Origin of the sequence: Suttonella sp. R2A3 (assembly GCF_021513215.1) — a bacterium.
GTDB lineage: Bacteria > Pseudomonadota > Gammaproteobacteria > Cardiobacteriales > Cardiobacteriaceae > JAHUUI01.
Map to the genome: position 1 here is coordinate 98,823 of NZ_CP090975.1, position 13,678 is coordinate 112,500.

Annotated in this window: 14 protein-coding genes (1 of these 14 running past the window's edge); 11 read left to right on the top strand and 3 right to left on the bottom strand. The window is 48.3% G+C overall.

Annotated features, from left to right (window positions below):
• Together L0B52_RS00495 and L0B52_RS00500 are read right to left on the bottom strand one after the other, a co-directional pair.
• Complete coding sequence (locus L0B52_RS00495) at positions 1 to 795, bottom strand: crotonase/enoyl-CoA hydratase family protein (protein ID WP_235064588.1); 795 nt, start codon at positions 793 to 795, stop codon at positions 1 to 3.
• A gap of 24 nt (positions 796 to 819) precedes the next feature.
• A complete protein-coding gene (locus tag L0B52_RS00500) occupies positions 820 to 2,859 on the bottom strand; it encodes an FAD-dependent oxidoreductase (RefSeq protein ID WP_409202352.1) in 2,040 nt (679 codons plus the stop codon).
• Between the two features lie 194 nt (positions 2,860 to 3,053).
• Here L0B52_RS00500 and folE2 point away from each other — a divergent pair, with 194 nt between their 5' ends.
• The 9 genes from folE2 to L0B52_RS00545 all read left to right on the top strand — a co-directional run bounded on the left by folE2 (position 3,054) and on the right by L0B52_RS00545 (position 10,874).
• Positions 3,054 to 3,851, top strand: a complete 798-nt coding sequence (gene folE2 / locus L0B52_RS00505) for a GTP cyclohydrolase FolE2 (protein WP_235064590.1) — start codon at positions 3,054 to 3,056, stop codon at positions 3,849 to 3,851.
• Positions 3,848 to 4,528, top strand: coding sequence for a tRNA (guanosine(46)-N7)-methyltransferase TrmB (trmB, locus tag L0B52_RS00510; protein WP_235064591.1), 681 nt, complete (start codon positions 3,848 to 3,850; stop codon positions 4,526 to 4,528). The genes folE2 and trmB overlap by 4 nt, the downstream gene beginning before the upstream one ends.
• Positions 4,529 to 4,530: 2 nt before the next feature.
• Positions 4,531 to 5,076, top strand: coding sequence for a tetratricopeptide repeat protein (locus tag L0B52_RS00515; RefSeq protein ID WP_235064592.1), 546 nt, complete (start codon positions 4,531 to 4,533; stop codon positions 5,074 to 5,076).
• Positions 5,077 to 5,178: 102 nt separating this feature from the next.
• Complete coding sequence (gene miaB, locus L0B52_RS00520; RefSeq protein WP_235064593.1) at positions 5,179 to 6,552, top strand: tRNA (N6-isopentenyl adenosine(37)-C2)-methylthiotransferase MiaB; 1,374 nt, start codon at positions 5,179 to 5,181, stop codon at positions 6,550 to 6,552.
• A gap of 80 nt (positions 6,553 to 6,632) precedes the next feature.
• On the top strand, positions 6,633 to 7,613 hold the full coding sequence (locus L0B52_RS00525; protein ID WP_235064594.1) for a PhoH family protein: 981 nt from the start codon (positions 6,633 to 6,635) through the stop codon (positions 7,611 to 7,613).
• A complete protein-coding gene (gene ybeY, locus L0B52_RS00530) occupies positions 7,613 to 8,095 on the top strand; it encodes an rRNA maturation RNase YbeY (RefSeq protein ID WP_235064595.1) in 483 nt (160 codons plus the stop codon). Before L0B52_RS00525 ends, ybeY begins: the two co-directional genes overlap by 1 nt.
• 13 nt (positions 8,096 to 8,108) lie before the next feature.
• Complete coding sequence (locus L0B52_RS00535; protein ID WP_235064596.1) at positions 8,109 to 9,041, top strand: DUF808 domain-containing protein; 933 nt, start codon at positions 8,109 to 8,111, stop codon at positions 9,039 to 9,041.
• Positions 9,034 to 9,555 (top strand): GNAT family N-acetyltransferase, encoded by a 522-nt coding sequence (locus tag L0B52_RS00540; RefSeq protein WP_235064597.1) that lies wholly within the window; start codon positions 9,034 to 9,036, stop codon positions 9,553 to 9,555. Before L0B52_RS00535 ends, L0B52_RS00540 begins: the two co-directional genes overlap by 8 nt.
• A 62-nt stretch (positions 9,556 to 9,617) precedes the next feature.
• Positions 9,618 to 10,874, top strand: coding sequence for an aminotransferase class I/II-fold pyridoxal phosphate-dependent enzyme (locus tag L0B52_RS00545; RefSeq protein WP_235064598.1), 1,257 nt, complete (start codon positions 9,618 to 9,620; stop codon positions 10,872 to 10,874).
• A 35-nt stretch (positions 10,875 to 10,909) separates the two neighbouring features.
• Here the strand turns inward: L0B52_RS00545 and L0B52_RS00550 are convergent, their stop codons facing one another.
• Positions 10,910 to 11,206 (bottom strand): YhbY family RNA-binding protein, encoded by a 297-nt coding sequence (locus tag L0B52_RS00550; protein WP_235064599.1) that lies wholly within the window; start codon positions 11,204 to 11,206, stop codon positions 10,910 to 10,912.
• A 50-nt stretch (positions 11,207 to 11,256) separates the two neighbouring features.
• Here L0B52_RS00550 and rlmE point away from each other — a divergent pair, with 50 nt between their 5' ends.
• Both rlmE and ftsH read left to right on the top strand, forming a co-directional pair.
• The gene (gene rlmE, locus L0B52_RS00555) at positions 11,257 to 11,883 is read left to right on the top strand and encodes a 23S rRNA (uridine(2552)-2'-O)-methyltransferase RlmE (RefSeq protein WP_235064600.1); all 627 of its coding nucleotides are present in this window, start codon (positions 11,257 to 11,259) and stop codon (positions 11,881 to 11,883) included.
• A 39-nt stretch (positions 11,884 to 11,922) separates the two neighbouring features.
• Positions 11,923 to 13,678, top strand: the 5' portion of a protein-coding gene (gene ftsH, locus L0B52_RS00560; RefSeq protein ID WP_311195357.1) for an ATP-dependent zinc metalloprotease FtsH. Its footprint extends 203 nt past the window's final position; only the first 1,756 of its 1,959 coding nucleotides appear in the window; its start codon is at positions 11,923 to 11,925; the stop codon falls past the right edge of the window.

Consider the following 13,678-nt stretch of genomic DNA (forward strand, 5'->3'; position numbering starts at 1 on the left):
TTAACGGTATTGGCGGGGTTTGAATGTCGCGTCTTTACCTTGACCTTTGCGCACGGCAATCCGTTGGTTTTTGCCCAACAGCAATTTTATTTGCCACCATTTTTCGCGATATAAGGCCAGGCGTGATGCGCCTAACATGCCTTTAATGACCCGTTTGCTACCAAGCAGCGCATCGGGAGAGCGTTGTGCCCATTCTTTGGCCAATCGTTGGGCCGCTATGTAGGGCGTACCATTAAGTTCTTGTGCAAAACCAGCCGATACAGCATGTTCGCCGCTAAATAATCGTGCGCTGTAGGTTGCATCGAGTAAAGTGGATTGATGGATTTTACCCAAAGCAGTGACGCTAATCCCCATGTCCGGAACAATCCCCCAATGTGCTTCACGTACCGACCACTCGCTATCAGCGGTGGCAATCACATAATCAGCAGCAAGTGCTAATTGTGTGCCCGCACCAAGACAATGACCTTCCACAGCAGCAATAACCGGGATTGGTAACTTATGCCACGCCAAACACGCTGCTTGGAATAGGCTCAACCCTGGCTTGAGTAATTGCCAGACAATCCAGCTTTTTGAAGCTTGGTTGAGATCGCTTAGATCAATACCACTACAAAAAGTTACCCCATCACCACGCAAGATAACCGCGCGAATCGAGCGGTTTTGTTTAAGCTGATTAGCCGCACGAACCAATTCGCGCATCATCGTAAAACTCATCGCATTTTTGGTTTTAGGGCGCGATAGGGTGAGGGTGGCAATGCCGTCGTTTTGAGTGAGTTCTAATGTGCTAAATGTGTTCATGGTTGTAGCGTGTTGTGCGTAAAATCAAGCAAGTGACAAACCGAGCTCTGTGCCTTGGCGAATGGCGCGTTTGGCATCGAGCTCACCAGCGTGTTCAGCGCCACCAATCAGGTGTAGCTGATATTCGCTGAGCTCATCTTTGCGAGATTGAAGCGTTTCATAGAGTGTGTTGCGCGAGACTTGTCCAGCGCAAATGATGATGCTATCAACATCCAGACACTCTGCACCTTTGCTGGTAGTGATGTGTAAGCCTTGATCATCAATCCGCTCGTAGCTCACACCACCTAAGGTTTTAACCCCGTGTTGTTTGATGGTTGCGCGATGCACCCAGCCGCTGGTTTTACCGAGCGTTTTCCCAAATCGTTCGTCTTTTCGCTGGAGCATAATCACTTCACGTGTACTTTCAGGCGCTTCACGCTCAACCAGACCACCGCGTGCTTCAAATTGTGGGTCCACCCCCCATTGGCTTTGCCAAGAGGGAATGGGTTGCGGTGATGGACCGCTGTGGACCAAGAATTCTGCAACATCATAACCAATCCCTCCAGCGCCAATGATTGCGACGCGTTGTCCGGCGTTTTTTTCCTTGAGCAGTAATTCGTTGTAATAAATCACTTTAGAGTGGTCAATGCCTGGCAGAGAGAGCTGACGTGGCGCGACACCACTGGCAATAATAATATGCGCAAAACCACCAGCCTCGAGTAAATCCGCATCGGCAGGTGTATTTAAGCGTAAATCCACTTGGTGTCGTTCAATCATGGTGCGGAAATAGCGCAGGGTTTCGATGAATTCTTCTTTGCCAGGAATACGCGCAGCCATGTGGAACTGTCCGCCGATCTTATTGCCCGCTTCAAATAAGGTGACTTGATGACCGCGCTCAGCTAAGGTCACGGCTGCCGATAAACCAGCCACCCCAGCGCCGACCACCGCAATGCGTTTAGGCGCTTGGCTCTGTTTCATCGGCAGCTCAGATTCATAGGCTGCACGCGGATTAACCAAACAGCTGGCGCGCTGATTATTAAAGACATGGTCTAAGCACGCCTGGTTACAAGCGATGCAGGTATTGATCGCCTCGGCGTCGTTATTAGCTGCTTTTTGCACAAAATACGGGTCAGCGAGGAAAGGACGCGCCATCGACACCATATCCGCTGCACCGCTGGCAAGAATATCCTCAGCGACCTGCGGCATATTAATCCGGTTGGTAGTAATCACCGGGATAGAGACGTGTTCGCGGAACTTAGCCGTCACTTCACTGAAGGCACCGCGTGGCACAGAGGTGACAATGGTTGGTACACGTGCTTCATGCCAGCCGATGCCGGTATTGATTAAGGTTGCACCAGCTTGCTCAATCGCTTTGCCAAGTTGTACCACTTCCTGCCATTGATGGCCTTCTTCGACTAAATCGAGCATCGATAGGCGGTAAATAATGATGAATGAATCACCAACCGCTGCACGTACGCGCTTAACGATCTCGACTGGTAAACGCATGCGGTTTTCGAAACTGCCGCCCCAGCGATCGCTGCGTTTATTGGTGCGTGTGCAGAGAAACTGGTTGATCAAATAGCCTTCAGAACCCATGACTTCAACGCCATCATAGCCGGCTTTTTTCGCCAGTTTTGCAGCGCGCACAAACGCGCGGATCTGTTTTTCGATGCCTTGCTCGCTCAGCGCTTTGGGTTTAAATGGGCTAATCGGTGATTTGATTGCTGAAGGGGCGACGGTAAAAGGGTGGTAGCCGTAGCGTCCGGCGTGTAAGATTTGCATGCATATTTTGCCATCTTCATCGTGCACTGCGCGGGTGACTTTACGGTGATTAAACACATCCAAAGGGGTGTTCATGGTGCCAGCAAATGGCGCTAACCAACCGCGACGGTTCGGGCAAATCCCACCAGTCACGATTAAGCCAACACCGCCGCGCGCGCGCTCAGCAAAATACGCGGCGAGTTTTGGATAATTCCAAAAGCGATCTTCCAAACCAGTATGCATTGATCCCATCAAGACACGATTTTTTAAGGTCGTAAAGCCGAGATCAAGCGGTTTTAAAAGATGTGGATAAGCGGACATGATAAGCCTCAATGATGTTATTTATTGGCCCATTCTAGCCGTCAATCAGTTGTTTGAAAAGAATTAGCCTGTAAAGTGTTCGGGTATTAAAAAAACAAAACCATTAATGGTATTGCTGAAGAAAGATTAAGGGATGTTGCTAGGATTATTGCTGGGCGTTGGTTATAATGCGTCGCATTTTTCATGGGTTAGAACATATGACACAACATCATTCAATACCTGATGTACAAGGTAGCCCCGACGCACGCCATATTGCGATTAATCGTGTGGGTGTGCGTGAAATTCGTGTACCACTTGCGGTACGCAGCGCTCAAGGCGAACAGCATACCATAGCGTCAGCTGAGCTGACGGTTGCTTTACCACACGAGCAAAAAGGCACGCATATGTCGCGCTTTATTCATCTGCTCAATCACCGTCAGGCGTTGTCGTCAGAAGATCTGGCCTCACTACATATCGATATGCTCGAATTGCTCGATGCCGAAGAGGCGACCATTGAATTGCGTTTTCCGTTTTTTGTGCGTAAAACGGCACCGGTGAGCAAAGTCGAAAGCTTACTTGAATACGAAGTATGTTGGGTGGTCGATGGATCACGAGAGGCTTCAGAAACCAGCATTGAGGTTACGGTTCCGGTAACAAGCCTCTGTCCGTGTTCGAAAGAAATTTCTAAGTATGGTGCGCATAACCAACGCTCGCATGTGATTATCACGGCTTTGCTTGATCCTGATCAGCCAATCAGCGAAGAAGAGCTGATTGTGATTGGTGAAGAGAGTGGCTCGTGCCCACTATGGTCAACGCTCAAGCGTCCGGATGAAAAATACGTTACTGAACGTGCGTATGAGAATCCCAAATTTGTTGAAGATATTGTGCGTGACGCGGCCGCGATGCTCAATCAAGACGCGCGTGTTAAAGCGTATCGCGTTTCATCAGAGAACTTCGAGTCGATCCATAATCATTCAGCCTACGCTGTCATTGAACACGACAAACGCGACGCATGACCATTCGTAGTTTTGTCTTACGCCAAGGTCGGATGACGGCAGGCCAGGAGCGTGCGTTTAGCGATTATTGGCCAAGTTGGGGCATTGATATCACCGCTGAGACAAACCTCAATAGCCGGGCTATTTTTGGGGATGATCGCGAATTGGTGTTGGAAATTGGTTTTGGCAATGGTGAATCTTTTCTAGATATGGCCGAAGCAGCGCCTGAAAAAGGGTTTATCGGGATTGAAGTGCATCGTCCTGGTGTGGGGCATGCGCTACTCGGCATTGCTGAACGAGGCCTCACCAATGTTCGCTTGATTTGTCATGACGCTGCAGTGGTGGTGCGTGATCATATGGCTGATGACACACTCTCGCGTGTGCAGATTTATTTTCCAGATCCGTGGCCAAAGGCGCGGCACCACAAACGCCGGATTATTCAAAAACCCTTCACCGATTTACTGTATCGTAAGTTACGCACAGGCGGCGAGTTGCACTGCGCAACCGACTGGGAGAATTATGCCGAGTGGATGCAAGAGGTGTTTGCGAATGAGTCAAAATGGGTTAACCTAGGCGGATCAGATGGATTTGCGCCAAGACCCGAATGGCGACCGCTGACCAAGTTTGAACAACGTGGGCTGAATAAGGGCCACGGGGTTTGGGATTTACGTTATCAAGCCAATAAAATGGAGTCATAAATATGATGAAGAAAACCTTATTGATCGCATCTGGCGCTATGTTGCTTGCGGCATGTACCACCGGTGGTAGCGATGCTGGCAAAGTAGACATGACCACACCAGAAGCGCAGCAATCGGCTATGGAACAAGCACAACAAGCCTTCCAAAGTGGTGACAAAGCTGCGGCTATTGCGACATGGGAAGCTGCGGCTAATGCAGGGAATGCTGCTGCGCAACATAATTTGTCAGTGGTGTATCGTACCGGTGATGGGGTTGGAGCGAATCCTGATAAAGCAATGGGTTGGTTAGCGAAATCTGCTGAGCAAGGCTATGTGCCGGCTGTCTATGATATGGGTAGCTTCTACTTACAACAAGGTGATCCAGCACAAGCAGCGCCATTGATGCAAGCAGCTGCCGAACAAGGCTATGCACCAGCGCAATTTAATTTGGGTGTGATGTCTGTTCGTGGCGACGGCGTGCAGAAAAATGAAGCAGCGGGTATTCAGCTGATCGAAGCAGCAGCAGCCCAAGGTTTTGAACCGGCAGTTAAAGCGCTGCAAGGTCAATAAAAAGCTTCATTAATGATGAGAAAGCCGCCTTTTGGCGGCTTTTTTGTTGCGCTTAATTTCGTTATAATGCTCGGTCGATTTATACCTACAAACCAACACATCATGACGCAAACCCTAAAAAAAGTCTTTATCGCTACCCATGGCTGCCAGATGAACGAATACGATTCGTCGAAGATGCTTGCTGTGTTGAAAGTGTCCCATGGCATGGAGCCAGTTGAGTGCGCAGAAGACGCCGATGTGTTGCTGCTCAATACCTGCTCGATTCGTGAAAAAGCGCAAGATAAAGTGTTTTCGCAAATTGGTCGCTGGAAACCGCTTAAAGAGAAAAATCCCCATATTATCATTGGTGTGGGTGGTTGTGTGGCCTCACAAGAAGGTGAGGAACTGCGTCGTCGTGCGCCGGTGGTGGATGTGGTTTTTGGGCCGCAAACTTTGCATCGCCTGCCAAATTTGATTTCTGAGGCACAGCAAAAACGCGATGGTGTGGTGGATGTGAGCTTCCCGGAAATTGAAAAATTTGACCACCTGCCAGAGCCGCGTGCTGAAGGGCCAAGCGCCTATGTGTCAGTGATGGAAGGATGTTCTAAATACTGTACCTTCTGTGTGGTGCCTTATACGCGCGGTGAAGAGATAAGTCGTCCCTTTGACGATGTGATTGCTGAATGCGCGGCATTGGCTGCCCAAGGTGTGCGCGAGATTAATTTACTCGGTCAAAATGTGAACGCCTATCGTGGTGAGATGGACGATGGTGATAACGCTGATCTTGCGTTGTTGATTGAATACATCGCCGCGATCGATGGTATCGACCGTATTCGTTTTACTACCTCACACCCGCTGGAATTTTCTGACAGTTTGATTGAAGCTTATGCACGCGTACCGCAGCTGGTCAGTCACCTACATTTACCAGTGCAAAGTGGTTCGGATAAGGTTCTGGCGCTGATGAAGCGCGGTCACCAGGCGGCGATGTATAAAGAAAAACTAGCGCGTATTCGTGCGCTTCGTCCGAGCATCAGTTTTTCATCAGATTTCATTGTCGGCTTTCCCGGTGAAGAAGATGAAGATTTTGAAGCAACCATGCAGCTGATTGAAGACGTTTTTTACGATACGTCGTTTAGCTTTATTTATAGCCCGCGTCCGGGCACACCGGCTGCTGCCATGCCTGATCGGATTCCTATGGAGGTTAAAAAAGAACGTCTAGCACGCCTGCAGGCGCGAATCTTAGAAATGGCTGCTGATATTTCCGAGTCGATGGTCGGGACCGAGCAGTGGGTGCTGGTCGATCGTGTATCGAAGAAAAACGCCCAGGAAGTGTCAGGACGCACCGAGAATAATCGGGTGGTGAATTTCCAGGGACCAAAAGATTTGATTGGTCGCTTTGCGAAAGTACAGATCACTGCAGCGTACAAAAATTCTCTGCGTGGACGTTTACTTGAAGCGGAAGGTATGGTCGCACCCGCGTTGTATCAAACTGCTTGATAGCGTCTCATCTTGATTTTTTCTTGCAAGTCTTTCAAGACTTGCCATAATAAAGACATCATTTTAACCGTAGAGCCTGCATGCAAAATCCTCTCGCTTTCCAGCTTGTCCCACAAGATCAGCAACGCTTAGCTGAGTTGAACGGGCAGATGGACGCTCATCTGCGTCTGATCGAAGATCAACTGGGTATCCACATCAGTAATCGTGGCCATTTATTCCATCTTGAAGGTGATGAAGGGCGCGTGGTACAAGGCCGATTTGTTTTAGAAAAACTGTATGAGCAAACTGGTGAAGGTGTACTCAACGCCGATGATGTTCATCTAGCGTTGCGTGATGCCGGTGCGACGCTTTCTAGTGAATTCAGCTCTAAAGGCGAAGGTAAAGATATCTTTATCGAAACCAAGCGTGGCACGATTTCCGGGCGTGGTTCAAATCAACGCCGTTATCTGCGCCGGGTATTTTCGCATGCGGTCAATTTTGGTATTGGTCCGGCTGGTACTGGGAAAACCTACCTTGCGGTAGCGGCTGCGGTGGCGTATTTGGCCGAGGATAAGGTGCGTAAACTGGTTTTAGTACGGCCAGCGGTTGAAGCGGGTGAGCGTTTGGGTTTTTTGCCCGGTGATATGACGCAGAAAGTCGATCCGTATTTACGGCCACTTTATGACGCGTTGCACGACATGCTCGGCACGGAACGCGTCACCAAATTAATGGAGCGTGGGGTGATTGAGATTGCGCCATTGGCGTTTATGCGTGGTCGCACACTCAATGATGCGTTTATCATCCTTGATGAGGCGCAAAATACAACCACTGAACAAATGAAGATGTTCCTGACCCGCCAAGGCTTTGGCTCAACCGCGGTGATTACCGGGGACATCACCCAAATTGATCTACCGAAAGGGATCTATTCTGGATTAAAACATGCCCGCGACATCTTGCGAGATGTTGAAGGTATTTCTTTTACACATTTCGAAGCTCAAGATGTGGTGCGTCATCCTTTGGTACAACGCATTATTGAGGCTTATGATGATGTGCATAAAAAACATGATGAGGATAACGGTTGATGAACCCAATAGTGATTGATTATCAGGTTGAGGATATCCCTGAGGATTGGTTGTACCCGAGCGAGAAACGTCTGCAGCGCTGGTTGGATACAGTGCTTAGCGTGCTGAAAAATGATGAGGCGCTGGAAGTAACGGTGCGTTTGGTTGATGATCAAGAAATTACCGAGCTAAACCAAGAATATCGCAATAAAGAAAAGCCGACTAATGTATTGGCGTTTCCCTGCGATTGGGATTTGCCCGAAGAGCCCCGTCTGCTGGGTGATATTGTGATTGCGGTAAACGTGGTCAATAATGAAGCGAAAGCGCAGAAAAAAACCATGGAGCAACATTGGGCACATATTGTCATTCATGGTTTCCTGCATTTACTGGGTTATGATCATATTCAAGATGATGATGCTGAAAAAATGGAGCAAACTGAGCGTAATATTTTGGCAGAACTAGGATTCCCTGACCCTTATCGGGTCGATTGTGATACGCAGTAATGGAGGGTAGGCCGTGGCGGTAAGTTTTTTTGCGTTATTTGATGATATCGCCTCGGTGATGGACGATGTGGCGATGCTCACAAAAGTCGCAACCAAAAAAACTGCCGGTGTGCTTGGTGATGACCTCGCGCTCAATGCCTATCAGTTGACCGGATTAAAAGCGAAACGCGAATTGCCGGTCATTTGGGCGGTGACTAAGGGCTCGGTGATCAATAAATTGATTTTGGTGCCGGTGGCGCTGTTGATGGCGGCGTTCTTGCCTTGGGCGGTTAAGTATATGCTGATGATTGGTGGCGCGTATTTGTGTTACGAAGGGACCGAGAAGGTTCTGCATTTGCTTTTTCCTCACGAAGACGAAAAAGAACGTCAAAATGAACACAAAATCGCTAATGCCGAAAATGTGGATTTGGTCGCTTTTGAGCGCAAGAAAATTAAGGGGGCGATTCGTACTGATTTTATCCTTTCGGCTGAAATTGTCGTGATTGCCTTAAATGAGTTATTGAAGTTTGACCTTTCGCAAGCGATTCGCATTGCTTCGTTGAGTGTGATTGCGTTACTGATAACTGTGTTGGTCTATGGTACGGTTGCGGTTATCGTGAAGATGGATGATGTAGGGCTATATTGGCGTGAGAAATACGAAGGTGTGTTAGATGCCATTGGCCGTGGCCTGCTGTGGTTTGCCCCACGCATGCTTAAAACGTTGTCAATTGTCGGTACCGCGGCGATGTTTATTGTCGGTGGGCATATTTGGGTTGAAGGCCTGTCGTTTATCCACCACGCCATTGCTGGATGGACAGCCAATTTACAAGGCGTTGTTGGCTGGTTGGTCAGCACATTAGGCGATGTTGGCGTTGGTGTCTTAGTCGGTTTAGCCGCGGTGGCGATTATTACGCCGTTAGTAAAACTATGGCGCCGCATGCGAGCATCGGACGCGACTAATGAGTGATTGGTGTATTCGCGCGGTTAAAGACGCCGATATCCAGGCGATCACCAAGATTTATAATTATTACGTCTGCCATACCGATATCTCTTTTGAAACCGAGGCGGTGAGTGACGCTGAAATGCACGTTCGTCGCGCGGCTATTGAACCATTAAGCCCGTATTTAGTGGCCATATTAGATGGTGCGGTGGTTGGGTATGCTTACGCCAAACCCTGGCATAAAATGGCGGCGTATGCGCATACTTATGAAAGCAGCATCTATCTTGCTCATGATCGCGATCTAGAGCGATGCAAGGGGCTTGGAACAGCGTTGTATCGAGCGCTCATTGATGGTTTACGCGAACGTGGGGATGTACGGATTCTGTTTGGCGTGCCAACGCTTGGTAATGCAGCGAGCGATCGTTTACATGAGAAATTAGGCTTTACCCACCAAGGCAGCTTTGCTAATGTCGGGTACAAGCAAGGGTGCTGGCTAAGCGTCACTTATTGGGCGTATGATTTTACAAAGATAAACCCTTAAGCGATACAAGCAGCGCCCAAGTTCTGATAATATAGCATTTTTATAGTTTTTTGAGAGATAACATGAATCAAACGGATTTAGCCCACTTAGTGGCGAAAGCAAGTCAAAAAATAGAAGCTTTTGCAGATGCGGATCTGAATTTAGACATCACACGTGGTAAGCCCAGTAGTGAACAGCTCGATTTGGCTTTACCCTTGCTCAATAATTTGTCTGCTGAAGACATCGCTGCATATTCACCGGATGTGCGTAATTACGGTGGCTTAGATGGTTTGCCTGAAATGAAAGCTTTTTTCAAGGAAATGACCGGCACGGGCGAAGAAGTTGATGTGCTGGTTGGTGGTAACTCCAGCTTAAAACTGATGCATGATGCGCTGACCATTTATCTGCGCTATGGGGCCGGTGAAAAGCGTCCACCATGGGGAAAACAGCAAGCAAAATTTATCTGTCCAGTGCCCGGTTATGATCGCCATTTTGCGGTATGTGAGCATTTAGGGATGGAAATGATAGCGGTCGGCATGGATGAGCATGGTCCGGATATGGATGCAGTAGAAGCATTGGTTGCTTCAGATAACAGCATCAAAGGCATGTGGTGTGTGCCGAAATACTCTAACCCAACTGGGATTACCTATAGCGATGAGGTTATTGAGCGTTTAGCAAAAATGACCGCAGCGGCTGATGGTTTCCGCATTTTTTGGGACAATGCGTATTGTGTGCACCATCTTGGCCAGGATAGCGACCAACTCGCTGATATTTTCAAAGCATGTGCGGCTGCTAAACATCCGCAGCGGGTGGTGATGTTCTCATCTACCTCGAAAATCACCTTTGCGGGTGCTGGTGTGGCAGCGATTATCGCAAGCCCTGAGAATATTGCTTGGCTGACGAAGCATTTTGGCTACCAAATGATCGGGCCGGATAAAATCAACCAGCTACGTCATGTGCGTTTTTTTAACGAGGTAGGCTTAGAAAATCACATGAACGATCATGCTGAGATTCTCAAACCACGTTTTGACGCGGTATTGCAGCGCTTAGAAGAAGGGCTTGCTGGGACTGGTCTCGCTCAATGGACAAACCCAACCGGCGGCTATTTCATAAGCTTAGATGTACTGCCAGGCTGTGCTAAGAATGTCGTTGCCGAATGCGCGCGCTTAGGCTTGAAGCTCACTCCGGCAGGATCGGCTTATCCTTACGGTCGTGATGAGTACGATACCAATATCCGTATTGCACCATCTTTTCCTACCTTGGAAGATGTAGAGAAGGCAGCGGATGTGTTAGTGGCTGTCGTGCAAAAAGTGTGCGGCGAACGCAAGCTGAGCGCTTAAAGAAAAGCGCCGTTGTTAGACAACGGCGCGAAGCATTATTTTTTTGGTAAATCGACTTTTGGTTGTTCGGGGTTGCGACGGAAGAAAATAGCGGTATGGCCTATTTTTTGCACGCATTCGGCGCTATGTATGGTCTTAATGTGCTCAATCATCGTCTGTTGTGTGTCATCGTCAAGATTGCCGAGTTTTACTTTAATCAACTCATGAACATTGAGCGCTAAATCGAGCTCTTTATCGACCCCACTGGTAATTCCATTAGCGCCAATCAAGACAACAGGTTGTAGGTGATGGGCGGCAGATTTCAAAAATCGCACTTGGGCTTTGCTTAACATTGCGTTATCCTTAATTGTTTCAGTTGTAAATAGCATAGCAGAAATCACTCATGGCTCGCAGTAAAAGCTCACACCGGTGGCTCAAAGAACATCACAACGATAAGTATGTGCAGCAGGCGCGCGAAGAAGGCTATCGCTCGCGTGCGGTGTATAAACTCAAAGAAATTCAGGCTAAAGATAAGCTGATTAAGCCGGGCATGACGATTGTTGAGCTTGGTGCCGCACCTGGTGGCTGGTCGCAGTATGCCGCTGAGTGTTTGCAGGGGCGAGGTCATATTTTCGCCCTTGATATTTTGCCGATGGACGCTTTGCCGGATGTCACCTTTATTCAGGGGGATTTTCGCGAAGAAAGTGTTTTAGCGCAATTAGAAGACTTGATTGGTGAGAATGCAGGTATTGACCTTGTAATTTCTGATATGGCCCCCAATACTTCAGGGATTAAATCCGTTGATCAAGCGAAGAGCATGTACTTGGTCGAATTGGCGGTAGATTTTGCCTTGCAGCATTTACAAGAGCATGGCAATTTATTAACTAAAGTTTTTCACGGCCCAGGTTTTGATAAACTAATGCGTTCACTGAAGAATGATTTTACGCAAGTGTTGACGCGCAAACCGAGCGCATCACGCCAGCGTAGCCAGGAAACGTATTTATTGGCAAAAGGTTTGATAAAGCGTTAAACCTGACGATTTTATGAAGAGGAAAGTGTTTTGAACGATATGCGAAAATCGATTTTAATTTGGGGCGGTCTGATTCTGCTGTTCCTGTTCTTAGTCGGCGAAGTCGATAATCTTGGAATGAATAATGGTGCCAATAGCGTCAGCTATTCGCAATTCCTCGATGAAGTGGAAAATGGCGATGTGCGTTCGGCCAAAATTGATTTGCAGGAAATGACGATCCAGTTTACCGATAAGTCCGGTAAGAGCTATATCACAAACAACCCTGAGCCAAACACCATGGCGTTGATTGGTGATTTGCGTAAAAATGGGGTTAATATCACAGCGAACCCGATTGAAAAAGAAAGCTTGCTCGGGCGCATTTTGATCAATATTTTACCGATCATTATCCTGATTGCGCTGTTCTTATTCGTCAGCCGACAAATGCAGGGTGGCGGCGGAAAAGGCGGTGCATTCTCTTTTGGTAAGAGTAAGGCAAAGCTGATCCCTGAAGATAAAATCAAAGTGACGTTTGCCGATGTTGCTGGTGCTGAAGAAGCTAAAGAAGATGTTGTCGAGATGGTTGAGTTCCTGCGTGACCCAACGAAATTCAGCCATTTAGGTGGGCAAATCCCACGCGGTGTGTTGATGGTTGGTCCTCCGGGTACTGGTAAAACACTGCTTGCTCGTGCGATTGCTGGTGAAGCTAAAGTGCCATTTTTCACTATTTCCGGTTCTGATTTTGTTGAGATGTTTGTAGGGGTTGGCGCTTCACGGGTTCGTGATATGTTTGAACAAGCGAAAAAACACGCCCCATGTATTATCTTTATCGATGAAATTGACGCGGTTGGTCGCCAACGTGGCGCAGGTTTAGGTGGTGGGCACGATGAGCGCGAGCAAACCTTGAACCAGTTGCTGGTTGAAATGGACGGTTTTGAAGGCAATGAAGGGGTGATTGTCATTGCGGCAACCAACCGTCCGGATGTGCTTGATCCAGCTTTGCTTCGCCCAGGACGTTTCGACCGTCAGGTCGTGGTCGGTTTGCCAGACCTCAAAGGCCGTGAGCAGATTCTTAAAGTGCATATGCGCAAAAAACCAATTGATGAGGATGTGAAGCCGCGTGATATCGCGCGTGGTACACCGGGCTTTTCAGGCGCTGATTTAGCCAACTTAGTCAACGAAGCGGCGCTGTTTGCTGCACGCCGTGACGGTAAAACAATCACCATGCAAGATATGGAAGATGCCAAAGATAAAATTATGATGGGCGCAGAGCGCCGCTCGATGGTGATGAGCGATGCGGAAAAAGAAATGACCGCATACCATGAAGCAGGGCACTGTATTGTTGGCCGCTTGGTACCTTCGCATGATCCGGTTTATAAAGTCACGATTATTCCACGTGGACGCGCGCTAGGGGTCACTATGTTCTTGCCTGAGCAAGACCGCTATAGTTATTCGCGTGAGCGCTTGGAAAGTCAGATTTCTAGTCTGTACGGTGGGCGAATCGCCGAAGATTTGATCTATGGTCGCGACCATGTATCAACTGGTGCCTCGAATGATATCGAACGTGCAACCGCTATCGCACGCAATATGGTCACCCAATGGGGGCTCTCCGATAAGCTTGGTCCACTTGCCTATGGCGAAGAAGAGAACGAAGTCTTTTTAGGACGCTCGGTCACTCAGCATAAAAATGTGTCTGATGAAACCGCGAACCTGATTGATACAGAAATTCGCGCGATTATTGATCGCAACTACGATCGTGCAGAGCAGATCCTTAAAGACAATATCGATATTCTGCATGACATGACCAAAGCGTTGGTCA

Excerpts from the sequence above, each read along its gene's own strand:
- L0B52_RS00550 (WP_235064599.1), bottom strand. The coding sequence starts at position 11,206 with ATGTTAAGCAAAGCCCAAGTGCGATTTTTGAAATCTGCCGCCCATCAC.
- rlmE (WP_235064600.1), top strand. The coding sequence starts at position 11,257 with ATGGCTCGCAGTAAAAGCTCACACCGGTGGCTCAAAGAACATCACAAC.
- L0B52_RS00545 (WP_235064598.1), top strand. The coding sequence starts at position 9,618 with ATGAATCAAACGGATTTAGCCCACTTAGTGGCGAAAGCAAGTCAAAAA.
- L0B52_RS00540 (WP_235064597.1), top strand. The coding sequence starts at position 9,034 with ATGAGTGATTGGTGTATTCGCGCGGTTAAAGACGCCGATATCCAGGCG.
- trmB (WP_235064591.1), top strand. The coding sequence starts at position 3,848 with ATGACCATTCGTAGTTTTGTCTTACGCCAAGGTCGGATGACGGCAGGC.
- L0B52_RS00525 (WP_235064594.1), top strand. The coding sequence starts at position 6,633 with ATGCAAAATCCTCTCGCTTTCCAGCTTGTCCCACAAGATCAGCAACGC.
- L0B52_RS00515 (WP_235064592.1), top strand. The coding sequence starts at position 4,531 with ATGATGAAGAAAACCTTATTGATCGCATCTGGCGCTATGTTGCTTGCG.
- ybeY (WP_235064595.1), top strand. The coding sequence starts at position 7,613 with ATGAACCCAATAGTGATTGATTATCAGGTTGAGGATATCCCTGAGGAT.
- folE2 (WP_235064590.1), top strand. The coding sequence starts at position 3,054 with ATGACACAACATCATTCAATACCTGATGTACAAGGTAGCCCCGACGCA.
- L0B52_RS00495 (WP_235064588.1), bottom strand. The coding sequence starts at position 795 with ATGAACACATTTAGCACATTAGAACTCACTCAAAACGACGGCATTGCC.
- miaB (WP_235064593.1), top strand. The coding sequence starts at position 5,179 with ATGACGCAAACCCTAAAAAAAGTCTTTATCGCTACCCATGGCTGCCAG.